The following is a 25,671-nucleotide window of genomic DNA, read 5'->3' as shown; positions in this document are numbered from 1 at the left end:
AATAATAACAAATGACCATTTTAATTAAAATTTTAAAAATAATAATGAATATAAGGATAAAAAGGGTATAAGATTATAGGTAAGAGTAAAAGAGAGGAGAAAACTTATGGATGAAATATACAATGAGATAGAAAACAAATTTAAAGAAATAGAAAAGCTTTTGAAAAATGAGCTTATAGGCCAAGACTTATATATAAAAAATTTAATAAACTATATAAAAGATAAAACGGTAAAAAATGAAAAAGGAGTTATTCTTCTAGTTGGAGAAAAAGACACGGGCAAGAAAACAAGTGTTAGGCTTTTGATTGAAGAAATGTACAAAGAAGAACTAATAGAAAGTGATAATATAAATGAAATAAATCTAGATACATACAACTTTAAATTAGGATATAATGCATTTTTAAGTGATTTACATGAAAAATTAAAATCTAAATCCAAATGTATAATGTTTAAAAATATACAAGATGCAATGGAAGAAATAGTGAATGTTATTTCTGAACTTTGTTTAAATTCTTGTTTTAATTTAAATGATGATTATATTATAAAAAATAATGTATTTGTAAAAGCTGATGAAAAACACCAAGAAGAGATAAATGATATTTTGAAATCAGAAAAAATTCATAAAGAAAAAATAAATCAATTAATCTGCAATAATAAGTTTATAGTGTTTACTAGTGATGATAAAAATATTGATTTAGAAAAAGTATTTGGCAATAATTTAATAGATAAAATGTTTTATACGAAAGATTTAGATGAAAAAGAAAGAAATATTGTAGTAAAAAGAAGGGTAATTGAAACAATAAACAAGATAAAAGAAGAATTATCTTTGGACATAATGATAGATTTAAATAAAGATGAGTCTAATAAAGAATACTTTGGTATTTGTAAATATTTACAAGAAAGTTATAAAAAAGATAGTGATTTTGGTATATCAGAGTATGTTATCTACAAACTTAATAATCCTCTTAGAAATCTTGTTATTAAAGAAAATATAAAATTAAATAGTAGATTATTTATTTATGTGGAAAATGACGAGATATATTGTAAGGTAGGATTTCAGGTTTATAAATTAAGTGATTACACAACGCCAACCTTAGAAGAAGCTAAATACAAATTAAATTCTATAATAGGAATAAAAGAACTAAAAGAATTTATTTATAATGTTCAAAACAATTATAAAGTACAAAATATAAGAGAGCGATTGGGACTTACTACTTCTAAAATATCAATGAATATGATATTTGCAGGAAATGCAGGTACAGGAAAGACTAATGCAGCAAGAACTACTTTTGAATACTTAAATGCTCTAGGTTTACTTTCTCGTGGAGTATTTAGAGAAGTAAGTAAAGCAGATTTTGTTAGCGAAAATACAAATGAAACTGCTAAAAAAACTATGGAAGTTATAAACTCTGCCATTGGAGGAGTTTTATTTATAGATGAAGCTTATTCTCTTTGTGAAAGCGAAGAAGATAAAGTTGGTAAAGAAATTGTAGATGCTCTTCTTAAAGGAATAGAGGATAATAGAGATGATTTAGTAGTAATTCTTGCTGGATATGAAAATGATATGGAAAAATTCCTGAGTATGAATCCAGGACTAAAATCTAGATTTCCAAATAAAATCCATTTTGAAGATTATACTCCTTATGAAATGTATGCCATAGCAGTTAATATTGCAAAAAGTAAAGGATATAAAATAGCAGATAATGTGGAAGATGACTTAATAGACTTATTTGCAAAAAACCAAATTAGTGGGAAAAATGATTTAGGTAATGCCAGATTTGTAAGAAACATAGTTGAAAATGCCATAATGGATGCATCTAGGAAGTATTTACAAGACAAACAAAAGAAAATAGATTTGTTAGAAAGACATAACTTCAATTTCAAGGTTAAAGCTAAATTTAATTTGGACGAAAGACTAAAAAATATAATTGGTTTGGAAGAAGTTAAAAACTTACTAAGGAGTCAGTACAAGCTTATTGTTGCACAGGAAAAAAGAAAATCCGTAGGAGTAGAAACAGAAATTGAACAAAATCTAAACATGGTTTTTGCGGGAAACCCTGGAACAGGAAAAACTTCCATAGCAAGACTTGTAGCAGAAATGTTGAATAGCATGGGCTTACTTAAAATAGGTCAGCTTGTGGAAACTGATAGATCAAACTTTGTTTCAGAAATTCCTGGTGAAACATCTAAAAAAACTGAAGAAACTTTTAAAGAAGCTATAGGTGGTATATTGTTTATAGATGAAGCTTATACTTTAGCCTACGACCCTCTTGGAAGAGAAGCCATAGAAACATTACTTAAGTTAATAGAGGATTATTCAAAAGATGTAATAGTAATACTTGCAGGATATGAAAAAGAAATGGAAGATTTCTTTGATGTGAATATTGGTCTGCGTTCTAGATTCCCTCTATGGACTAACTTTCAAGATTATAAGCCAGATGAACTTTCTGAAATGGCAGTAAAACTTTTAGAGTCTAAAGGATTTAAATTATCAAAAAATGGTTATACGTCCCTTAAAAAGAGTTTTGTTGATATATATGAAAATTCCGATATGCAATCTGGAAATGGAAGATTAGTGAGAAACTATGTGGAAAACTTAATTAGAGCTCAGAGTATTCGAATATCTGAAAGTGATATAAGTGTTTACGAAATGAACCTAATAACTACGAAAGATATTGATCATATAAATGAATTTACATCTGCAAATGATTTTAATTTAGAATCTAAGTTGAAAAAAATTGCAGCAAATGAAAAAGCTAAGAACTTTTTAAGAAATCAATATAAAATTATAAAGACAAAAGAAAAAAGAGAAAAGCTGGGAGTAAAAAGTCAGTTAAGTAAATATAGCAATATGGTATTTACAGGAAATAACGGTACAGGTAAAAAATCAACATTAAAAATATTATCAAGTATGTATTACAGTGTGGGAATTTTAAAATCAAAACATATTGTGGAAATGGATGAAACAGAAATTACTGCTCTTTTGGATGGAGGAGTACAAATTGAGGATATACTAAATGCTTATTTAGGCAAAATGGTATTAATTGATAAAGTGCATCTATTTAATAATAAATACAATAATAAAGAGTTAATATCATCTTTAATAAAGTTTATTGACAAAAATAATAATAAAATAATTATTGTGTTGTGTGGGCAAAAAGATGGTATGAAGGAATTTGTATTAAGTCACTCTGCACTTAGTTGCAGATTTCCAATATGGTTAGATTTTGAGGACTACAATGAAAATGAATTATTTGAAATTGCAACAAATCTTATAACTTATAGAGGGTATGAAATAAATAAAGATGGAGAAGAAGAATTGAAAAAATCCATAGTGGATCTTTCAAGAGTATCTAATCTTAGTGTTAAAAATGCACTTATGATTACTAAGTTTTTAGATAAAGTTGTAAGAATACAAAGCATAAGGGTTTATAACGATAAAATAATACCAAAAGATATAAATACTATTAACTCTTTAGATATAAGAAAAAGTAAAGAGCAATTTATAAAAGAAAATACAATTGAAGAATCTTATTTTAATATAAAATCCGAAAAAGAGAATTTAGTGAAAGATAATTTAATAAGTTATAATGAATGTAGTTTGCCTTATGGTAGAAACATAAATATTATAGATGAATTACTTAAATTGAAAAACTTATTAGATTTAAATTTAATTACTAAAGAAGAATTTAATATTTTGAAAAAAAATTTATTAAGAGATTAATTATAAGTAAATAAATTATAAAGGGGCTATATAGAAAAATATTCTAATGTAGTCCCTTTTAATATTATTTAGTTTTTACAGCTTTTGTTGCAAAATATTTAGCACTATATTTACAGATTTTATCATCATCCACATCTTCATAAAAACCATTAATAGCGAAGCCAACACTTGTTTGACCACCGATTAAATCTTCCAAAGTATGACTATATTCTACGGCCTCTCTATTATTTAAAAAGTCCATTTTCTCTTCCTCATTTAATTCATCTAAAGAGTTAAATGGAAGTTTATTTACAACTTCAAATACACCTTCATCGTATTTTTTATTATCAAACAAATAAATTAAAGGATTTGTACTTCCAAATAAGAAGGTTCCACCTGTTTTTAAAACTCTATAACATTCTTTGAATACAGGAAGTACATCTGGTATATATGTTACTGATACAGGACAAAATACTAAATCAAAATAATTGTTTTTAAAACAATGTAAATGTGTCATATCTCCTTGCACAGTGGAAATCATCAGATTATTTTCCTTGGAAACCTTTTCATCTTGCTTTAATTGATTTATTGATATGTCAAATACAGTAACTATAGCTCCAGCAGCAGCTAAAATAGGCCCCTGTTGTCCACCACCAGAAGCAAGACATAATACTCTTTTTTTATTCAAATCCTCAGGAAACCAACTTCTAGGCACATTCTTATGAGCAGTTAGCTTTATATTAAAGATTCCTTTTCTTGCATTTTCTATTTCCTCTTTTGTAACTGGTATTGACCAAGGAGTATTATTTACAACCTTTTTGTCCCAAGCTAATTGATTTTGTTTTATTACTTCTTTGTTATTCATAATATACACCCCTTAAAATTAATACAAATAAAATGATTAAATTAAATAATGATAAGTTATTGTTGTACTAATTAAATTGCTTGCTTTATAAATAGTATATTATAAATTTATTGTCTTTTAAATAGCTAATAATAAGTTTGAAAAAATTAATATAAAATTATAAATATATACTAAAATAGAATTAAAGAGATTATAATTGGAGGGAATTATTTTGAGTGAGCTATCTTATTTAAATAATAGTTATGTTACAGAAGTTTTTTATAAAAAAATAAAGGTGGAGGATATAATAGAGGATTATATAGATGTGAACACATTTTTAGAATGTTGTAAGCAATGTCCTAATTATGACACAAGATGGAGCTGTCCTCCTTATGATTTTGATGTAATTGAGTATTGGAAAAATTACAGATACCTACATGTATTAGGGTATAAATTTATTTTTGAGGAAGATGTAGTTTTAAAAACTTATGATGAAGAGGAACTTAACTTATTTATAAAAGAACTTTTTAGAAAACAAATGGAATTCTTTTATGATAAAACAAAATACTTAGAAGAAAAATATGAAGACTCTATAAGTTTGGCATGGGGTAAATGCTACAAATGTGATGAGTGTACAAGAAAACAGTCTAAAAAATGTAGATATGAAAATGACTTGAGATATTCTATTGAGTCGCTGGGAGGAAATGTAGACAAATTAAGTAAAGATTTATTTAATATTGAACTAAAGTGGGCACAAAGAGGAAAACTTCCACAGTATTATTTTAATTCAATAGGTCTTTTAACTAAAGAAGATATAACAATAACAAAAGATGAATTTTAAAAAATACCTAGTAGTTTGATTGTTTGAAAATTACATAAATATATAGAGATTATTTTAAAAAAATATATTAAAATTAATAAGTAAGAATAAAAGTTAAAAGGGAGATGTTGAGATGAAAGTATTATTAATAAATGGAAGCCCACATAAAAATGGATGTACATACACTGCCTTAAGTGAAGTGTCAAAAGCTTTAAACAACAATAATGTGGAAAGTGAAATTTTTCATATTGGAATGAAGCCAATACAAGGATGTATAGCTTGTGGTAAATGTTATGAAACTGGAAAGTGTGCATTTGCAGATGAACTTTATAATAACTTATTTGAAAAAGTAAAAGAAGCTGATGGAATAGTTGTAGGTTCTCCAGTTTACTATGCAGGTCCAAATGGTTCATTATGTGCTTTATTAGATAGGTTATTTTATTCTGCTTCTTATTTAATGAAAAATAAACCTGCAGCATCAGTAGTAAGTTGTAGAAGAGGAGGAGCAAGTGCTGCCTTTGACCGTTTAAACAAATATTTTACAATAAATCAAATGCCAGTAGTTTCATCTCAGTATTGGAACTCTATTCATGGAAATACACCAGAAGAAGCAAAACAAGATTTAGAAGGTCTTCAAATTATGAGAACTTTAGGTAATAATATGGCTTGGATGTTAAAAACTATGAAAAACTCTAAGGAGGAATTACCACAACAAGAAGTAAGAATAGGAACAAATTTTATTAGATAATAATAAATATAAATTAAAGTCCTTAAAATAAGTAAATAAGCTTGTTTTAGGGATTTTTTATTTTTAAAATAAAACTTTTTAATGAAAAGTACTTGATAAATAAATTGTATTATTGTACTATTGTATTAAAGTATTAATACAATAAGGCGGTGAAAAAATGAGTTGGAATATAGATAATAATAAGCCTGTATATATACAACTGGTGGAGCAATTAAAATCTAAGATAATCTCTGGTGAGTTTAAAGCAGGAGAAAAAATAGATTCAGTAAGAAGTTTGGCAGAAGATGCACAAGTAAATCCAAACACAATGCAAAAAGCATTGGTGGAGTTGGAAAGAGAAGAACTAGTTTTTAGCAAAAGAACTAGTGGAAGATTTGTCACTGATGATAAGGAGAAAATTAAATCTATGAAAAAAGAAGTTGCCAATGAGGAAATAAAAAATCTAAAAATAAATCTGGAAAGACTTGGTTTTACAAAAGACGAAATAATTAATCTTGTAATTTCTAATATAAAGGAGGAAAACTAAATGGAAAATATGGTAGAGTTTAATAATGTTTATAAAAGTTATAGCAGCAAAGAAGTTTTAAAGGGTGTAAATTTAAATATACCAAAGGGAAAGATTGTGGGGTTGCTTGGACCTAATGGTAGTGGGAAAACTACTATGATAAAGTTGATGAATAATTTACTACAAGCAGACCAAGGTAGTATAGAGATAAAGGGTATAAAGCCTTCTATAGAAACTAAAAAAATAGTTTCATATTTGCCAGAAAAAACTTATTTAAATGATTGGATGAAAGTTAAAGATATATTAGGATTCTTTAAAGACTTTTATGCAGATTTTGATATGGAAAAAGCAGACCAAATGATTGAAAGTTTAAAAATAGATAAAAATGAAAAGTTAAAAACAATGTCTAAAGGGACAAAGGAAAAAGTTCAGTTGATTTTAGTAATGTCTAGAAATGCGGATTTATATATACTTGATGAACCTATAGGTGGTGTAGATCCAGCAGCAAGAAGTTATATACTTAAGACTATTTTAGCAAACTACAATGAGAATTCTACTTTACTAATTGCAACACATTTAATAAGTGAAATAGAAAATATTTGTGATGATGTAATATTTATTTCTGATGGTGAAATAGTACTTCAAGGAAATGTAGATGAAATAAGAGAAGAAAAAGGTAAGTCAATAGATACTTTATTTAGGGAGGAATTTAAATGTTAGGTAAATTAATGAAATATGAATTTAAAGCTTGTGGAAGAATATTTTTTCCACTATATTTAGTAATTTTGCTATTAGCAGCAATAAATGGAGTAAACATTGGTGTGAATTTTAAAAATCAAGGAGTTGATGGACTTCCTATGAATCCACTGGCATACAATGCTCAGGGCATTTTAATGTTAGTTTTAGTTGCCTTATTTGTGGCTTTATTTGTAATCACTATAATTCTTACAATTCAAAGATTTAAGAAAAATTTACTTGATGAAGAAGGATATTTAATGTTTACATTACCTGTTAGAAGTAGCTCTTTAATATTATCTAAACTTTTAGTAGCTTTAATTTATGCAATTATTAGTGCTATTGTAGCAGTATTATCATTTACAATAATGGCTGCAATCGGTGGAGATATTAATATAGTAGAATTTTTCAAAGCATTTACACACTCGGGATTTTTCACTGAAGGTATACAGTTTATTGTTTATATGGCTGTAGGATTCTTAATAAGTTATAGTATATTTGTATTAACAATTTATTTATCTTTATCTATTGGTCAATTACCTAAGCTTAGTAAGCATAGAGTGGCAGCAGGAGTAATAGTATTCTTTATAATAAATGTAATTATAGGTAAAATTTATAATTTTGTAACTAATAATCTTTTAGGAACAGAAACAGGGGTAGAGCTTACAAGTGATTTTATAGCTTCAAATTTATCATATGTAGCACTAGACTTAGTAATAGGTCTAACTATAGTAACAGGGCTGTTTTTATTAATTAATTGGATATTAAATAAAAAACTAAACCTTGAATAAATAATTAAGACTTGGAGTGTATCTTCAAGTCTTTTGTTTTACATGGAAAAAACAAATCAAGTATATTATCATTATAAATAGAGTAGAAAATAAATTTAATGGAGATAAGTATATGAAAATTTGGGGAAATAAAAAAATAGTATTTTTATGCTTTGATAAAACAGATTGTGCAATTTTAGAGGAGTATCTAAATGAAATGGCAAAGAAAGGCTGGTTGTTGACTAAGATAAAAAATTACCATTTGACTTTTGTGAAAACAGATAAAATAAATTTTAAATATAATGTTGACCCACTCGGAAAGAATTTTGATGGTGATAGTTATGTAGATAAAATAACATATATAAAATATTGCAAAGATCATAACTGGGAATATGTTTGTGGCAATAATTTTTTTCAAATAAGTATTTCAGAAGAAAGTAACAAGGAAAAAATTAAAAGTAAACCTGAGGAAAGTATAAAATCTTTACTTATAAAAGATGTTATTTCATTAGTAGCATTTATACTATTATTTCATTTTATTTTTAAATATGAGGGATTTTATTTAGATGGATCTTATATGGACACAGTGTCTAATTATAGAGGGGGTGGTTTTTATGTTATAGGAATTTTAGCGTTAATATATTTATGTATAGATTTAATTCTAAGCATAATTTGGTATATTAATTATTTTATAAAAAAGGAATTTAAATATAAAAGCTTAAATCAAATAAAAATAAGCTCTGTTTTTGGTGTGACATTACATTTTTTTATTATGACTTTACTTATATTAAATGTAGTAATTAGCTTTCTTGATGGATTTGGTATATCTCCAAGAACGTCATTCTCAAAAGAAAGTTTGCCAATAGTCCTTGAAGATTATAATATAAAAATTCAATCTGAGCGTGATTGTAGTACAACAAAATATAAATCATTTTTAGGGAAGTATTATTCATTTAGTGATTCAACATATTATGAAACTTATGGTGATGATGGCACTTATATACAACATGAAAATAATGGTGGGGTTATTTCTTATGAAGTATTTGAAAGTAAGTATAAAAATATAATGAGTAATGCACTGAAAGATATAAAAATAAATCATACTAATATGGGAAGTAAATATAAAAAATATACAAGTGGTGAAGAATTCAATACTTGGGGAGCAAAGGAAATTTATATTGATAAATCAACAGAGGAGAGGATAATAGTTTATGATAATGTGATTTTAATGTTAGATATGGAAGGGGATTATAATAAAAGTAAAATTAATTTTATAAAAGAAAAATTGTTAAATTTATAATATAAGAAAATAAACATAGAATATTTGTTATTAGGGGGAAATTTGAAATAATGAAAAAAATTATTATAGTAGAAGATGAGGAGAAAATAAGAGCAGAGCTTAAAAATTTCTTAGTTAACTACAATTACGAAGTGATTTGTCTATCAAAATTTGAAAGTATAATAGGAGATATTTTAAAAGAAAATGCACATTTAGTATTATTAGATATAAATTTGCCTATATATGATGGATATTATATATGTAGAGAAATAAGAAAAAAATCTAATGTACCAATAATCGTAGTTACTAGCAGAGATACAGAGATGGACGAGCTTATGAGTATTAATTTGGGAGCAGATGATTTTATCACAAAGCCATACAATACACAAATTTTATTGGCAAGAATAAACTTAATTTTAAAAAGAACTTATGATAAAGAAAGTAAAGATGGGATTATATATAAAGGATTAGAATTAGACTTACCTAAAAACACTGTTATATTTGAAGATAACGAAATAGAGCTTACGAAAAATGAGTTCAGAATATTAAACTGTTTGATGAAAAATAAAGGAAAAATAGTTTCAAGAGGAGACTTGATGGATTATTTATGGGACTTGGATCTTTTTATAGACGATAATACGCTAACTGTAAATATTAATAGACTTAGAAAAAAATTAGAAGAAATAAAGTGTGAAGGATATATAGAAACTAGGAGGGGAAGAGGCTATATAATGCCATAATTATGAAAATAAAAGACTATATAAAAGATAAAAGCTTATCTATAATTTTAAGGCTAATATTTCTCGTTTTTGTAGTATATATCCTGTATTTATCTAGAGTTGAAAACATAACTATAAATTTTATTATAACTTTATGGATAGTATTAACTTTTATAGAATTTGCCCATGATTATTTAAGAAAAAATGATTACTACACGAAAGTAGAAGCATCTCTAAGAGAACTTGATAAAAAATATTTGCTGCCAGTGTTAATGGAGGAACCTTCTTTTTTAGAGGGGAAAATTTTATATAATGTTTTAAGTACTACAGATAAAGCAATGAATGAAGAAGTGAATTTATATAAATTTAATCAAGAAGAATATAAGGAGTATCTGGATTTGTGGGTACATGAAATAAAATTACCCATATCAGCGAGTAAACTGATAATAGAAAATAACAAAAATGAACATACATTAAGTCTTTTAGAAGAAATAGAAAAAATTGAAGACTTTATAGAACAAGCACTTTATTATTCTAAAAGTAATGAAGTAGAGCTAGATTACATAATAAAGGAAACCAATCTGAAAAAATACATAAGCAATACAATAAGAAGAAACAAGAAGCTTATAAGAGAAAATAAAATAATTATAGATCTGCAAGACTTTAACAGCAATGTGTACTGTGATAAAAAATGGTTGGAATATATTCTAAACCAAATAATAATAAATTCCATAAAGTATATAGGAAGTGAAGATATAAATGAAAAATTAAAGAGGGAACATGGCAAAATTACTATATACACAAAGGAAAGTAAAAATTATATAGAACTTTTTATAAAGGATAATGGAATAGGTATAGATGAGAAAGATTTGAAAAAAGTATTTAGTAAAGGTTTTACAGGAATAAATGGTAGAAAGTTAAAAAAATCAACAGGTTTGGGTCTATATATATCTAAAAAATTAGCAGATAGGATGTATTTAGGGTTAGAAATAGATTCAAAAGTAAAAGAAGAAACTACAGTAAAAATAACATTTCCTAAGGGGAGTATGACTCAGATTAATTAAAGAAGTTCTGATTTGGTGAAATATTGCAGAGATATAATGTAAACTTACCTTTTTGTAAGATTGTGGTAAGGTTATGTTATTAATGGAAACCTCTAAGGCTTATATAATATAAGTATAAATTGGTTATGGAGGTAAGAACAATGAACGCAGTTTTACAAGTTAAAAACATAGAAAAATATTATGGAAATAAAAGAAATTTGACAAAAGCAATAAATAATATCTCTTTTCAAGTGGAGGAAGGAGAATTTATAGGTATTATGGGTCCTAGTGGCAGTGGAAAAACAACACTTTTAAATTGTATAGCCACTATAGACAAGCCAACTACAGGAACCATATTAATAGAAAACAAAGATATAACTACTTTCTCAAGAAAAAATGTAGAGAAATTTAGAAGAGAGCATTTAGGATTTATATTCCAAGAATTTAATTTATTAGATACCTTAACAGTTTACGAAAATATATCTTTAGCTTTATCAGTGATTGGAGAGAAAGGTGTTAATATTGATGAAAAAGTAAAAGCCATTGGCAATAAATTAAACATTTCAGATATATTAAATAAATTCCCCTACGAGATATCTGGAGGTCAAAAGCAAAGAGTAGCTTGTGGAAGGGCTATAATAACTAATCCATCTTTAATTTTAGCAGATGAACCAACAGGATCTCTTGATTCAAAATCAGCAAGAGTACTGCTTGAAAACTTGTCTAACTTAAATGAAAGTTTAAATTCAACAATAATGATGGTAACTCATGATGCTTTTACAGCTAGTTACTGTAAAAGAATTTTATTTATAAAAGATGGAAAGATATTCAACGAGTCAATAAGAGGAAATGACGATAGAAAAGAATTTTTCAAAAGAATTATAGAAGTAGTTACATTTCTTGGAGGTGACACTAGTAATGTTATTTAAGCTATCACGAAGAAATGTACAAAGAAGTATAAAAGATTATAGTGTATATTTTTTTACACTGGCATTAGGTATTTGTATATTTTATATTTTTAATTCCATAGAATCTCAAACAATAATGATGGACTTATCAGAAACACAGAAGATTTTTCTTGATGCTCTTAATAAGATAATATCCATGGTATCTGTATTTGTATCATTTGTACTTGGGTTTTTAATACTATATGCAAATAATTTTTTAATAAAGAAAAGAAATAAAGAATTTGGAATATATATGACACTAGGTATTAGTAGAAGTAAAATAGCTTTTATGTTATTTTATGAAACTATTATAGTGGGCATATTATCTTTAGTAACTGGAATATTCATTGCAGTGTTTTTATCCCAAGGACTAGCAGGAGTTACAGCAAAACTATTTGCTATAGACATGACTGAATATAAATTTATTTTTTCAAAAGATGCATGCCTAAAAACTATTTTTTATTTTGGGATTATGTATTTTATATCTATGGTATTTAACTTTATTATAGTATCAAGATGTAAGTTGATAAACCTTATAAATGGTGATAGAAATAATGAAAAATTAAAAGGTACAAATCTAGTTTTATCAGTGATTTTATTTATTATATCAGTTATTTGTTTGGCAGTGGCATATAAGTTAATTTTAGAAAATGGATTAATGGAGATAAATGATAAATTCAAATTATCAATTGTACTAGGAATAGTTGGAACTGTGTTGTTTTTTAGAGCATTGGCAGGTTTTTTAATAAAAGTAATACAAAGCAGCAAAAACCAATATTTAAAAAATCTTAACACATTTACTTTGAGACAACTAAATAGCAAAATAAATACAAATTATATATCCATGAGTGTTATTTGTTTGATGCTGTTTGTTTCCATAGGAATGTATACAGCATCCATAGGAACAAAAAGTGCGATGGAAAATACATCACAATTTTTAGCGCCTTACGATATGACTTTGACACATACATATGAAAAACAAGAAAATTCAAAAGCCTCAAAAGATAAGATAAGTGAAACAGTAAAAAAAATAGGATTTAACATAAAAGATTATACAAATGAATATTTGGATTACAACATATATAATTCACCAGTAAAATTTAAACAGTTGTTTAAAAGTACTACAGATAATTTTTTATATAGTATGAGAGATTTTACTGTACCTATTGTAAAATTGTCAGATTATAATAAATTAATGAAAATGCAAAATAAAGAGACAATAAGTTTAAAAGACAAAGAAGTATTTATTTTTACTGATATGTCTACAATAGAACCCTCAATTAAAGAATATGTGAGCAAAAATAAGACTATGAAAATTGGGGAAGAGGATTTTGAAGTTAATAGCCAATATGGATTTTATTCAATAGAAGATACTCCAATTAGTGGCAATATTGCAACACTAGTAGTTAAGGATGAAAATGTTCATAAATATAGTTTACTTAAAAAGTGCCTAAGTTTAAATTATGTTGGTGATAAGGTAGAAACAGAAAATAAAGCAGTGAAAAATCTTGAAAAATCCATGGGCGAAGGCAAAAAATATGAAGAAAATAATAAAGTGAAGATAAGTGCAATGACTAGAATTATAGCATTAGAGGGTAATATGGCTTCATCGAGTATGTATTTATACGTTGGATTATATATAGGAATAATTTTCTTAATAGCCAGTGCAGCAGTTCTTGGGCTTAGTCAATTGTCAGGTGCAATAGAAAGTGTTGGTATATATGAAATATTAAGAAAGCTAGGCGTAAGTTCAAACATGATAAACAGATCCATCTTTATACAGGTTTTATTATACTTTGCCATACCTATACTTTTAGCTTTAGTTCATAGTATATTCGGAATAAAGGTAGCAAATGATGTAGTGAAAATAATAGGTGATTACGATACTTTAGGCAACAATATAATTTCCATATGTATTATATGTGCTGTTTATGGTGTATATTTCTATGGAACTTATAGAGGGTATAAGAGAATTGTGAATAAGTAATAGTACGGTAAGATTGGTGCAACAAATTATTAAGAACTTTATAAATAATAATATTATTTGAATTAGGCTATACTAGTCAACTTCATGATAGTTATAATATGAAAATAACCACACCTTAGTATTTTTAATATTCTGAGTTCTAAGATGTGGTTATTTATTAATTTTGCCATAAATTGTATGTAGTATATTAATATTGTTAACCAAATATACTCTATAAATTTGAATTTATCTACTTTCTTTCTTAGCTTCATAATCTATTATAGAACCAATCAAAATTCCAATCAACATTCCAAATCCAGCACTAATACCAATACTAAATCCTGAATTAAACCTTAAATACATCCATAAAAGAATACCTACAAGTGTACCAGTAATAAATCCTATAATTAAAAATATAGTTAGATATTTATGTTCATTTCTCATCTTATATTCACTTCCCTATCTAATTTAATTATTATTTTTAAGCCTGATCTACAAATTCGAATTTATCCTGTTAAATTTTGTATATTTCCATTATATTAAATGAGTTTAATATTTATAAAAATAGTTCATTCATTTTTCTTTCGGAACATACCTTTTCTAATTTTTTTGAAATTGCCAATATTGACTTTTCATCTACACTTCGAGCTTTGCTTGGACAAATAGCTACACATCGCATACAGGAAATGCATTTTTCTTTGTCTACCAACATTGGATTATCTTTTGAAATAGCATCAACTGGACATTTTATAGCACAAAGACCGCATTTCATACATTCTTGTCTCACTTGTGGAACTATAGGAATAACTTTATATTCTTTGTATGGATTATTTCCAGGTACATACAAATCTTTAGTAACTTTTCCCTGTTTCAAGACTTCTTTGATCTGACCAGAAAATTTTATCAATTCTTCTTTGTCTTGTAAATCTGGTCTTCCAGTGGCAAATTGATGTGCAATAGAATGTTCTGTAACCGAAGCTATTGCTGCAATGGAGGAAAATCCTAATGTTGTTAAGGTATCTTTCAATTCTAACAATACATCTTCATATGCTCTATTGCCGTATGTTGCTACTAAAATGACTTTTGAGCCATTTCCATTTAGCTTCTTAATATTAGCCATTGCTGCCATTGGTACACGGCCACCAAAAGACGGAACTGCTATAATGCAAAGGTCTTTTTCACTAAAGGTAAATTTTGAAAAGTCTTCCATTTTATTTGACAAATCTAACTCTATGGTTTCAAGATCAAATTCTCTACTTATTAAATCTGCTGTTGTTTTAGTTGTACCTGTAGGACTAAAATAAATTTTATATAGTTTCATATATGCTATATCTCTCCTCTAAATTTTAACTTTTGTTTGTCAGATTATTAATCTGAAATTCATACACTTTGACTTATTTTCATCTGAATATAATAAAAATCAAAACTACTCAAAAAACTTTCCTTTGTAAAAATTCTCATTCCCAAGTTTCTTTGCGGTAAGTCTGAACATGACGCAACCATCTGGACATACGATATCTTTGCTATACTTACTAGTTCCGCCAATATTTTCTAAATCCCCACCACTTCTCACAGCCTCCATTATTGGAAACATAATCATCATGGATTTAGAGCAAATACCCTGTCCATGAGCATTGACAGGACATCCATAGGTGCAGGTATACTTATCTCCAATTTCCTCGCCATTTCTGCAATAATGCTCTGTGCTTTCCCCACGGAGAAATCCTATTACCTGGATTTCCCATTCATACTCCTCATCATACCATTTTTTCATCACAAACCTCCAACATTAAATTTGTTTTATCATTATTTATAAAATAATTTACCAGTCAAATTCCTATTTTTAAGCCTGTTCTATACATTGGAATTTATCAGTCCAAAAACACTTTAATTTCATTTGCTATTTTTTCATATTCGTGATCATGAATATAATGACTACAATCCAGTTCAATCATTTTCCCACGAGTACAATTACTAATATACTTTGATTGAATATTCTTCCAAGTATCCTCATTCCACCCTGTTCCATTTCCATTTGAACAAAACATTAATATTGGCATATTGGGCATTTTACCATTTGAAACTACTTTTGCATTTTCTTTAATATGAGTTACTTCATCTATCATGGTGTCTGTTGCAGTTCTACTATAAAAAACAGCTCTATAGATATCTTTTTCTGAATCAGAAAGTGTTCCAAATTTTACGGCATCACCATTGGCTATTTGTGGAATCATTCTTGTGATACCTACCTTACTAGCAAACTGTCCTAATTTTATTGTCAACATATCTATTTCGAAATTCTCATAAGCATCTGGAACAGCCATATCAAGTCCAATAATTGTACTAACTTCATTAGGATATTTCTGTTCCCAATACAAAGCTTCTATTCCTGACATAGAGTGAGGGCATAAGACATAAGGTCCAACTATTCCAGATTTTTGCAAAGCAGCTCTTGTTTCTTCTAATATAGTATCTATATCTCTTTTTTCATCAACTATGTCACTAAAACCATATCCAAATTTTTCCACAACTACTATTTTATACTCATCACTTAATAAAGAATACAAAGACTTAAAATCCAAAATAGGAGAACAAGTTCCTCCTCCAGACATAAAAACAAGTGTTTTTGGGCCTTCACCTTCAGTATAAATACTCATTTGTTTATTATTAACATTAACCACTGTACCCAAGGGCTTCAATAGTTCTTTCTCTTTTTTTGATTGAACTTTATGATTTACATAACACATTAATAATAGTACAACTAAAATAATTATTGCAATTCCTATAATCTTCATAACTTTTTTCATTCTCATGTGCTCCTACAAATTTCTATTTATCTATATATTATCAGAATTATTCCTAATTCTCACTATATAACAATAGCGAGGTTTGCTTACATTATACATAGTATTCATTTATTTTCCAATAGGAAAGTAATTTCTTTGATTAAAGTGTATTACATTGTTTTAAGTTAGTTCAAAGAATTTATATTTATAAAAACGCATCTATCATAGATAGTTTCTTAAAGAAATTTAAGTTGAAACAAAAATGATGTTAGTATATGATTTACTAGATGACTATTTTAAGGGAGGAATGTATGAGGTTAGACGTAAGGGAGATAAGAAAAAGTTTTTCGGAAAATGAAGTACTGCATGGAATATCATTTTCAGTTGAAAGTGGAAAGGCGCTTGGGTTATTAGGAAGAAATGGTGCAGGAAAAACTACAACAATTCGTATATTAATGGATGTTTTTAAAGCTAACTCAGGCGAAATATTAATAGATGGAAAGAAATTCGAACCACGAAATTATCAAATTGGATATCTACCAGAAGAAAGAGGTTTATATCCTAAAAAGAAAGTTACAGAGCAGATAGTTTATTTAGCTCAGCTGAGAGGTATATCAGGAAAAAATGCAAAAGAAAGTACGAAGACATGGCTTAAAAAGTTAGGTATAGAGGAATATGCAAATAGAACACTAGATAGTTTATCTAAAGGTAATCAGCAAAAGGTACAATTAGCCCAAACTTTAGTTTGTGATCCAGACATAGTTATACTTGATGAACCTTTTAGTGGACTAGATCCAGTTAATGCACAAATTCTTAAAGATACTGTAAGAGAACTAATAAATCAAAATAAACTAGTTATATTCTCAAGCCATCAAATGAGTTATGTTGAAGAATTTTGTGAAGATATAGTTATACTAAATAAAGGTGAGATTGTTTTAAGTGGAAATCTTAAAGAAATCAAAAGAGAATTTGGTAATAATAGATTAATATTAAGTGCAAACAACTTAAACGTAAATGATTTAAAATCTATATGCCAAGAGAAGTTTGATGATTTGGTAATTGTAAATGAAGTTAAAAAAGATTATTTAGTATTAGAGCTACATAATGATGCAACAAAAAATAGGTTTTTAGAAAAAATACTAAAAGAAAACATAGATATAGATAAGTTTTCTACATATGAACCAGATTTAACAGACATATTTGTAAAGAAAGTAGGTGAGGAATAATGAAACAATTTCTTACTGTACTAAAATTTGAGCTTAGTAATTATTTCAAAAAGAAATCTTTTATAATAAGTACTGTAATAATTGCCTTAGTAATGGTAATTGGCTTATCTCTACCAAACTTTATAGATATGTCATCTATATTACCAACTGCAAATGAAAATGAAACTAATGTGGAAGATGTTGTGGAAGAAGATAAAACTAATTTTGCAATATATGATGAAAATAATATTATACCTAATAAAGAAATATTAAATGCTTATTTTCCAAACTCAAATTGGAAAGTGGTAAAAAATCAAAGTGAATTAAATAAATTAGTTGAAAATCAAGATGTGGAAGCAGGTTTTAATATAGACAGCTTAACTAAATATGACTATGTTGTTCAAAATACAAAGTTTGATGATGAAAATAAAATTATGTTTGATGAAGTTTTGAAAAACATATATAGAGAAAAACAAATTACTAGTAAAGGAATGGATTTCAAAAAGGTAGATAAAATATATAGCACTCAAATAGTTTCTAATGTTGAAATATTAGGAAAAGATAGTGCAAACAATTATTTCTACGCATATATATTAATTTTCATTATATATATGATGATTATAATGTATGGTCAATTAATTGCTATGGGAATAACTGCAGAAAAAAGCAATAGAGCAATAGAAGTACTAGTTACTAGTACAAATACGAATAACTTAATCTTTGGTAAGGTTATTGCAGGTGCAATAGCAAGTATAGCACAGGTTGGAATAATAATGTCATCAACATTTATTGCATATAAGGCAAATAGTGAAGTATGGAATGGAATGTTGGATAATGTATTTAAAATGCCTCCAGAATTAATAGCTACATTTGCCATATTTGGAATATTAGGTTACTTATTCTATTCATTTATATATGGTGCATTGGGAGCTTTAGTATCAAAGACGGAAGATATAGGAACAAGTGTTGGTCCTATTACAATGATATTTGTGATAGTATTTTTCATAAGTATATTTGGATTAACTAACGGAGATAGTGTTATATTAAAGGTTTGTTCATATATACCATTTGCATCTCCAATGACCATGATAGTAAGGGTTGCAACAGGAGCTGTTACATCAGCAGAATTCGTAATATCTGCTCTAATATTAATAGGATCAACAGTATTAGCAGGAATGGGTGGAGCTAAAATATATAGAATGGCTACATTAATGTATGGAAATCCTATAAAATTAAAAAATGCTTTAAAATGGATTAGAAGTGAAAAAGAATAATACAACTTAAATGAAGAAAAATAAATAATGTTGAAGATAATATTGATTGAATTAAAATGCAAATTATGCTAAAATAAGAACACGGGAATGAAGTTCTCCCAAAGTTTACACTTAAACCGCATTTATGCTGATGACTTCTGTGATTATTTTGTCACGGAAATTATCAGCTTTTTTTATGCAAAAAATAGGAGGTAGAGATGTTAACAAGTTTAGCAATTATTTTTTTACTTGGATTATTAATGGGAAGTATTTTTAATAAGTTAAAATTACCAAGCTTAATGGGAATGATTTTTACAGGGATTTTACTAAGTCCTTATGCATTTAATTTATTGGATGATAAAATATTAAGTATTTCACCGGATCTTAGACAGTTGGCTCTTGTAATTATTTTAACTAGAGCAGGATTGTCACTAGATGTGAAAGATTTGAAAAAAGTAGGCCGTCCTGCTGTATTAATGTGTTTTGTGCCTGCATGTTTTGAAATTTTGGCAGTTGTTATGATTGCACCAAAATTACTAGGAGTTACAGTTTTGGAAGCCGCAATTATGGGAGCTGTGGTTGCAGCCGTATCCCCAGCTATTATTGTTCCTAGAATGATTAATTTAATAGAACAAAAGATAGGAAAAGAAAATAGTATTCCGCAATTAATTATGGCAGGTGCATCAGTTGATGATATTTTTGTAATAGTATTATTTACTGCTTTTACAGATTTGGCAAAGGGTGGAGACATGTCTTTATCAAGTTTTGCACAAATACCAATTTCTATAATAATGGGAGTCTTAGTTGGTGTACTTATGGCAACTGTATTAATAAAAATATTTAAGAAAGTTCACTTAAGAGATTCTATAAAAGTAATAATAATACTTAGCGTTTCTTTCTTATTAATAGAATTACAAAATAGCTTGGAAAGTATAATTCCTATGTCAGGATTACTTGCAATTATGAGTATGGGAATATTAATTAAAGCAAAATATGAAATGCTAGCAGTAAGATTATCAAATAAATATAACAAATTATGGATTGCTGCAGAAATAGTATTATTTGTTTTAGTTGGTGCAACTGTAAACGTACAATATGCAATTACAGCTGGAATACCAGTAGTAATAGTAATATTATTTGCTTTAATGATTAGAATGATAGGAGTTTTTGTTTGTCTCATAAAAACAAAGCTTTCTAAGAAAGAAAGATTATTCTGCATGATAGCTTATACGCCAAAGGCTACAGTACAAGCAGCTATTGGAGGGATGCCATTAGCTATGGGGCTTTCTTGTGGAAACATAGTTTTAACTGTGGCAGTTCTTGCTATACTAATAACTGCACCATTTGGTGCAATAGGAATAGATAGTACTTACAAAAAACTTCTTTGCAGTGATAATGATGAAGGAAGAGATAAATTAGCTAATTAAATTTTAAAAAAGGATAGTTATTTATAGTAAATAACTATCCTTTTTTTATATTAGTATAAAATTTCACCTTCTAAAACAGTCCTTGCTTCACCTCCGATTTTTATATATATAATTTCATCAATATCACTTTGTATTTCAACATAAACTTTACCAGGTCTTTCTAGAAAATGACCCTGTTCCCCGACTAAAGATGATTGATTTTTATCTATTAATTTATGATGGAATATATAAGATGATACACTACCATTACCAGTGCCACATACTGGATCTTCTGCCACACCACAATAAGGAGCTAAGGATCTTACATGATATGTACAGTCATGATTAAAAGTTTCCATAGTAAACAGAGAAATACCAACAAAATTATTTTTATCACTTAACTTAGATATTTTATCTAAATTAGGAGTGATATTTTTTAATATTTCTAAGTTTTTTACACCAAATACAAGCCACCAAAGACCAGTGCTAACATTTTTCATTGGATAAGGCAATAAATCGTCCCTACTAATATTTAGTGACTGTGCAATTTCTTCTCTTAGATGATCTAAATTTATAAACTTAGGATTTACTTGAGTCATCATAAAGATTTTTTTATCATCAATATTTCTAATTTCAACAGGCAAAACTCCTGCTTTAGTTTCTTGATAAAACTTATCTTTACTTAAATCTAGTTTGTTTTCTTTATATAAAGTGTTAAAAGTAGCAATAGTAGCATGTCCACATAAGTCTACTTCAAATTTTGGAGTGAAAAACTGAACTTTAAAATCGGCTTTGTCAGAAGAAGAAACAAAGGCAGTTTCTGAAAGGTTCATTTCTTTTGCAATCTTTTGTTTTATAAAATCATCAATACTATTGGCATCTGTCACAACTCCAGCTGGATTACCTCCAAAAGGAATAGAAGTAAAAGCATCTACTTGCTTAATTATAATTTTATTCATCTTAACCTCCCTAAAATATTATCTTAAAAAAATTGTAACATTGATAATTTTTGCAATCAATATTATAATTGTATGCAATACAATATTACAATTAGGAGTGAAAAAATGCCTGTAAATTCCTTTGAAAATTACCCAATGAGTTGGAAGCCAAGTTTGAAAAATATTAAAGGTTCTATTACTAAAGGTTTAGCAAAACTTTTGGAAGAAGATATAAAAAATTGCAAATTAAATCCTGGAACAAAGCTGCCACCTCAAAGAGAATTGGCAGACTTTTTAGATATAAATTTAAGTACAGTTACTAGAGCGTTTAAACTATGTGAAGAAAAAGGTCTTATCTGTGCAACCATAGGAAAAGGAACATTTGTATCTTCAGATGTTCATATAAAAAACACCATGATGGATACCTTAGAAAGAGGAAGCTTAATTGAGCTGGGCGCATCTCATCCTACATATGAGCAAAATGAATATGTTGTTAAAACTATACAAGAAATAATGAATAGACCCGATTCATATAAGTTGCTTGAATACAAGGAAGTAAATGGATCATCTTATCAAAAGAGTGTTGCATGTAAATTTTTAAAGGAAGAATATAAACTACCTTGCAATGAAGAGGACATACTCTTTGCTGCTGGTGGTCAAAACGCCTTATGTTCCATATTATTATCGCTATTTAACAGTGGAGACAAAATAGGCGTAGATCCATTAATATATGCAGGACTTAAAACTAGTGCTAATATGTGTAAAATTAAGTTAATTTCCATTGGATCAGATGAGGAAGGAATGAGTCCTAAGTTTTTAGATACTATTTGTAAAAATGAAAAACTTACAGGTATATATTTAATTAATGATATTCATAATCCTACTACTAAAACAATGAGTGAAAAGAGAAGAGAAGAAATAAGAAAAATATCACAAAAACATAATTTATTGATTATTGAAGATGGCATTCACCGATTATTCTTAGATAATCTTTCAAAAACTTTATATGAAATAAGCCATAATACTATTTATATAGCAAGTATGTCAAAAATTATCTGCCCGGGTTTGAGAGTTGGGATGATAATTACACCACAAAAATATAAAAAAGATATCCAGTTTGCTTTATATAATATGAATGTGATGGTGTCAAATTTGCAAATTGAAGCTTTGTGTAGTATTATCAATAATCAAGTTTATAAATCAATAATAAATGAAAGAAAAGAAATTATAAAAAATAGAATGAAAATAGCTGAATATATTTTAAACAAATCTAATTGTAATTACAATAAGGGTGGCAATCTAATATGGTTGAAGATACCTAATAATTTTAATTCTAAAGACTTTGAAGTACTTTGCAAAGAAAAAGGAGTTCAAGTATATTGTAGTGAAAGATTTGTGGTGGGAAATGAAGATGAATTGTCTTGTATAAGATTATGTATAACAGCACCGCACAATGAAGAGCAACTAAAAAAGGGTTTAAATATAATAGTAAATCTAATAAATAGATATACAAATAAAGAATGTCAACTTTATGGAGATTAGATTATTTATATAAAGTTATCAAATGGAAAATGATGTCACTATATGTTGATTTATATTATTCTGTGTTATATTATGTATAGTATATAATAAATAAAATATTAAATTTTAAAAGACAGGGTGGGATGTATGGTGAAAAGGGTTTCAACAAAAAATAACTTAAGTGTTGTATTAAGAAGTCCAAAAGAAAGTGACGCTAAAGAGATAATAGAATTTTATAATATAGTAGGTGGAGAGACTACATACTTATCTTTCGGGGCGGGTGAATACAAAGTAAGTCCTTTGCAACAAGAGTGTGCAATTACATCTGTAAATGAGTCAGATAATAATACAATGATTCTTGCTACAATAGATGATAAAATAATTGCAATAGGTACTATATCTTCTAACCAAAAGAAAAAAGGTAAGCATGTTGGTGAATTAGGTATAGTTATTAAAGAAGAGTACTGTAACGTAGGACTTGGAAAAATAATGATGGATGAGTTAATAGATTGGTGTAAGTCAAACGGTATAACTACTAGAATAAGCTTGTCTGTAAGAAAAGACAATCCAAGAGCTATAGAATTATATAAAAAGTGTGGATTTGAAATAGAAGGCATACAAAAAAATGAAACTTATATCGATGGGGAATATTTTGATATTGTGCTTATGGGATTAATATTATAGTAAAGTGATTAAATTATAATTTTGGATAAATAATAATTGTGAATATATACCTAGATATACTAGGGTGTATCAAAAAAGATACACCCTATTTTTTATTTCTAATTTATCAACTTAAGCCAAATTAATTATTTATAATGTGATTAAATAAAACCTATAACCAATAAGAAATACTACTAAAATACTAAATGCTTTGTTAATATTCTTTTCAGTTCTTGAACTAGTCTTTATAGGTAGTATGGAAAAGTTAATTCCCACAGGATAAAAAAGCTCTACTCCTTCCTTTGTAATTAAATCTAAACAAATATGAGAAATTACTCCAGCTAAAATTCCACTGAAAATACAAGTAAATACGATATTATCATTACTTGAAACTATAACTATTTCTCCAATAAATGCTATTAGACCTACAAATATTAAACTATGAGTGAAACTTCTATGCCTAAATCTTTTACCAAAAACTTTATATATTATGGGAAACCTCTTACTAATATATGATCCTCTCATATCTATATCGCTAAGTAACGCTCCAAAATGTGTAAAATAAGCATATATAAATAAGAGAACTATACGATAAGATAAGTTATATCCCACAAGGAAGGTGTTATGTATGTAAGGAAGTAATAATAGGCCTACAATATAACCACCCTTTGAGTGAGTTTCTTTTGTCATAAATCCTCCAGTTGTCATAAATTTCTAATATATTTTATTATAAAGGAAATATATACAAATTTCAAAATATAATTTAACTATCATATTTATATATTGATGATAAGATATTTTAAATAAGAAATTTTTTAGATTATTAAATATATAAAATTAGTGTCAAAAAGTGTCATTAACTTATATATTATAGAAGGAGGTGTTTATATGGCGAAAAAATATCTTATTGCCCTTGATGATGGTCATGGAATGGAAACAGCTGGCAAAAGGACGCCACCACTAAAAGAAGATTTATATATTGATGGTAAACTAGTAAGAAAAAAAGGTGAAGTAATTAAAGAAAATGAATTTAACAGAGCTGTAGTAAAATATTTAGAGAAAGCATTAAAAAGATGTGGTTTCGATGTTCTAATAGTTGCGCCAACTGATGTGGATACATCATTACAAACAAGAGTTAGCCGTGCAAATGCAGCTAATGCTGACGCCTATGTAAGTAAGCATTATAATTCACTGGGAGAAAAGTGGCAAACTAAGGCTAAAGGAGTAGTAACAATAATTCATTACATTTCACAAGCTAAAACAAAAGTACTGGCAAAAAATGTACAAGACGAATTATGGAAATTGCATAAAGATCATGATTGCATAAATTATGGAGTAAGAACTGATATGGATATTTCAGGATTTAGTCTTTATGTTCTTAAAAATACAAAGATGCCTGCGATTTTAACTGAATCAGGATTTATGGATAATATGACAGAAGCTGTGTGTATGTTAGACCCAGAATTTCAAAAAAATGATGCAGAAGCAACTTGTAAAGGTATATGTAAAACTTTTGACGTAAAATATGTAAAACCAGAAGAAGAATTTGTTTGTACAGAAAAAGATGTGGAAGTTCCTACAAATGTAAAATATGTAAAAGTTATTGTTGATAAGTTAAACGTTAGAAATTGTCCATCATGGGATGATGGAGCAGTAGCTGGCACTGTAAAAAAAGGTGAAGTTTTTACAGTAATGAAAAAAGTTAAAGTAGACGGTTATTATATGTATAAGCTAAAATCAGGCCTATATATAACTGCTAGCAGCACATATGTAAAAAGCATGACTTCTTTATAGTAAGTTTTAATAGAATAATAATCCTT

At 27.4% G+C, this 25,671-nt stretch carries 24 protein-coding genes and 1 riboswitch; of the genes, 17 read left to right on the top strand and 7 right to left on the bottom strand.

All coding sequences use genetic code 11. The features are described 5' to 3' along the window. Positions 1–106: 106 nt before the first annotated feature. A complete protein-coding gene (locus JW646_RS19650) occupies positions 107–3,724 on the top strand; it encodes an AAA family ATPase (protein ID WP_228416135.1) in 3,618 nt (1,205 codons plus the stop codon). Between the two features lie 64 nt (positions 3,725–3,788). Here the strand turns inward: JW646_RS19650 and JW646_RS19645 are convergent, their stop codons facing one another. Beyond that, complete coding sequence (locus JW646_RS19645; protein ID WP_228416134.1) at positions 3,789–4,568, bottom strand: class I SAM-dependent methyltransferase; 780 nt, start codon at positions 4,566–4,568, stop codon at positions 3,789–3,791. Between the two features lie 211 nt (positions 4,569–4,779). Here JW646_RS19645 and JW646_RS19640 point away from each other — a divergent pair, with 211 nt between their 5' ends. From JW646_RS19640 to JW646_RS19595, 10 genes are all read left to right on the top strand, one after another. After that, positions 4,780–5,388, top strand: a complete 609-nt coding sequence (locus tag JW646_RS19640; RefSeq protein ID WP_228416133.1) for a DUF2284 domain-containing protein — start codon at positions 4,780–4,782, stop codon at positions 5,386–5,388. A gap of 112 nt (positions 5,389–5,500) precedes the next feature. Continuing rightward, on the top strand, positions 5,501–6,115 hold the full coding sequence (locus JW646_RS19635; RefSeq protein ID WP_228416132.1) for a flavodoxin family protein: 615 nt from the start codon (positions 5,501–5,503) through the stop codon (positions 6,113–6,115). 157 nt (positions 6,116–6,272) lie between these two features. Further along, complete coding sequence (locus JW646_RS19630; protein ID WP_228416131.1) at positions 6,273–6,641, top strand: GntR family transcriptional regulator; 369 nt, start codon at positions 6,273–6,275, stop codon at positions 6,639–6,641. Continuing rightward, on the top strand, positions 6,642–7,340 hold the full coding sequence (locus JW646_RS19625) for an ABC transporter ATP-binding protein (RefSeq protein WP_228416130.1): 699 nt from the start codon (positions 6,642–6,644) through the stop codon (positions 7,338–7,340). Beyond that, positions 7,334–8,146 carry an ABC transporter permease gene (locus JW646_RS19620; RefSeq protein WP_228416129.1) on the top strand — a complete coding sequence of 271 codons (813 nt, stop codon included), beginning with the start codon at positions 7,334–7,336 and terminating at the stop codon, positions 8,144–8,146. Before JW646_RS19625 ends, JW646_RS19620 begins: the two co-directional genes overlap by 7 nt. A gap of 112 nt (positions 8,147–8,258) precedes the next feature. Then, positions 8,259–9,425 (top strand): DUF2812 domain-containing protein, encoded by a 1,167-nt coding sequence (locus tag JW646_RS19615; RefSeq protein WP_228416128.1) that lies wholly within the window; start codon positions 8,259–8,261, stop codon positions 9,423–9,425. Between the two features lie 50 nt (positions 9,426–9,475). Then, positions 9,476–10,144, top strand: a complete 669-nt coding sequence (locus JW646_RS19610; RefSeq protein ID WP_228416127.1) for a response regulator transcription factor — start codon at positions 9,476–9,478, stop codon at positions 10,142–10,144. A gap of 2 nt (positions 10,145–10,146) precedes the next feature. After that, on the top strand, positions 10,147–11,187 hold the full coding sequence (locus JW646_RS19605) for a sensor histidine kinase (protein WP_228416126.1): 1,041 nt from the start codon (positions 10,147–10,149) through the stop codon (positions 11,185–11,187). A 140-nt stretch (positions 11,188–11,327) separates the two neighbouring features. Next, positions 11,328–12,095, top strand: a complete 768-nt coding sequence (locus JW646_RS19600) for an ABC transporter ATP-binding protein (RefSeq protein ID WP_228416125.1) — start codon at positions 11,328–11,330, stop codon at positions 12,093–12,095. Then, the gene (locus tag JW646_RS19595; RefSeq protein WP_228416124.1) at positions 12,085–14,100 is read left to right on the top strand and encodes an FtsX-like permease family protein; all 2,016 of its coding nucleotides are present in this window, start codon (positions 12,085–12,087) and stop codon (positions 14,098–14,100) included. The genes JW646_RS19600 and JW646_RS19595 overlap by 11 nt, the downstream gene beginning before the upstream one ends. 225 nt (positions 14,101–14,325) lie before the next feature. Here JW646_RS19595 and JW646_RS19590 read toward each other — a convergent pair whose 3' ends face one another. From JW646_RS19590 to JW646_RS19575, 4 genes are all read right to left on the bottom strand, one after another. Continuing rightward, the gene (locus tag JW646_RS19590) at positions 14,326–14,523 is read right to left on the bottom strand and encodes a hypothetical protein (RefSeq protein WP_148556904.1); all 198 of its coding nucleotides are present in this window, start codon (positions 14,521–14,523) and stop codon (positions 14,326–14,328) included. Between the two features lie 112 nt (positions 14,524–14,635). Then, positions 14,636–15,400 (bottom strand): 4Fe-4S binding protein, encoded by a 765-nt coding sequence (locus JW646_RS19585; protein WP_228416123.1) that lies wholly within the window; start codon positions 15,398–15,400, stop codon positions 14,636–14,638. 105 nt (positions 15,401–15,505) lie between these two features. Beyond that, positions 15,506–15,853, bottom strand: a complete 348-nt coding sequence (locus JW646_RS19580) for a TIGR04076 family protein (protein WP_074917020.1) — start codon at positions 15,851–15,853, stop codon at positions 15,506–15,508. A gap of 97 nt (positions 15,854–15,950) precedes the next feature. Continuing rightward, on the bottom strand, positions 15,951–16,886 hold the full coding sequence (locus JW646_RS19575; RefSeq protein ID WP_148556902.1) for an alpha/beta fold hydrolase: 936 nt from the start codon (positions 16,884–16,886) through the stop codon (positions 15,951–15,953). Positions 16,887–17,176: 290 nt separating this feature from the next. Here JW646_RS19575 and JW646_RS19570 point away from each other — a divergent pair, with 290 nt between their 5' ends. The 3 genes from JW646_RS19570 (at position 17,177) to JW646_RS19560 (ending at position 20,750) form a co-directional block, all read left to right on the top strand. After that, a complete protein-coding gene (locus JW646_RS19570) occupies positions 17,177–18,091 on the top strand; it encodes an ABC transporter ATP-binding protein (RefSeq protein WP_228416122.1) in 915 nt (304 codons plus the stop codon). Further along, entirely contained in the window at positions 18,091–19,344 is a 1,254-nt protein-coding gene (locus JW646_RS19565; RefSeq protein ID WP_228416121.1) for an ABC transporter permease, read from the top strand. The genes JW646_RS19570 and JW646_RS19565 overlap by 1 nt, the downstream gene beginning before the upstream one ends. A 74-nt stretch (positions 19,345–19,418) precedes the next feature. Further along, positions 19,419–19,491, top strand: a riboswitch (Fluoride riboswitch). Between the two features lie 50 nt (positions 19,492–19,541). Next, positions 19,542–20,750, top strand: coding sequence for a cation:proton antiporter (locus JW646_RS19560; RefSeq protein WP_228416119.1), 1,209 nt, complete (start codon positions 19,542–19,544; stop codon positions 20,748–20,750). Positions 20,751–20,800: 50 nt separating this feature from the next. Here the strand turns inward: JW646_RS19560 and JW646_RS19555 are convergent, their stop codons facing one another. Next, entirely contained in the window at positions 20,801–21,688 is an 888-nt protein-coding gene (locus JW646_RS19555) for a PhzF family phenazine biosynthesis protein (RefSeq protein ID WP_228416118.1), read from the bottom strand. A 135-nt stretch (positions 21,689–21,823) separates the two neighbouring features. On the opposite strand from JW646_RS19555, the gene JW646_RS19550 reads away from it, so the two are divergent. Both JW646_RS19550 and JW646_RS19545 read left to right on the top strand, forming a co-directional pair. Next, positions 21,824–23,209 (top strand): aminotransferase-like domain-containing protein, encoded by a 1,386-nt coding sequence (locus JW646_RS19550; protein WP_228416117.1) that lies wholly within the window; start codon positions 21,824–21,826, stop codon positions 23,207–23,209. 126 nt (positions 23,210–23,335) lie between these two features. Then, the gene (locus tag JW646_RS19545; RefSeq protein WP_228416115.1) at positions 23,336–23,872 is read left to right on the top strand and encodes a GNAT family N-acetyltransferase; all 537 of its coding nucleotides are present in this window, start codon (positions 23,336–23,338) and stop codon (positions 23,870–23,872) included. A gap of 129 nt (positions 23,873–24,001) precedes the next feature. On the opposite strand, the gene JW646_RS19540 is transcribed toward JW646_RS19545, so the two are convergent. Further along, entirely contained in the window at positions 24,002–24,541 is a 540-nt protein-coding gene (locus tag JW646_RS19540) for a metal-dependent hydrolase (RefSeq protein WP_074917003.1), read from the bottom strand. Between the two features lie 198 nt (positions 24,542–24,739). On the opposite strand from JW646_RS19540, the gene JW646_RS19535 reads away from it, so the two are divergent. Then, complete coding sequence (locus tag JW646_RS19535) at positions 24,740–25,645, top strand: N-acetylmuramoyl-L-alanine amidase (RefSeq protein ID WP_074917001.1); 906 nt, start codon at positions 24,740–24,742, stop codon at positions 25,643–25,645. The last annotated feature ends 26 nt before the right edge of the window (positions 25,646–25,671 follow it).

It is taken from the genome of Terrisporobacter hibernicus (genome assembly GCF_020809405.1).
In the GTDB taxonomy this organism is placed as follows: Bacteria; Bacillota; Clostridia; order Peptostreptococcales; family Peptostreptococcaceae; genus Terrisporobacter; species Terrisporobacter petrolearius.
The sequence above is the reverse complement of the archived record's forward strand: the minus strand, read 5'-3'. Positions and strand labels throughout refer to the sequence as shown.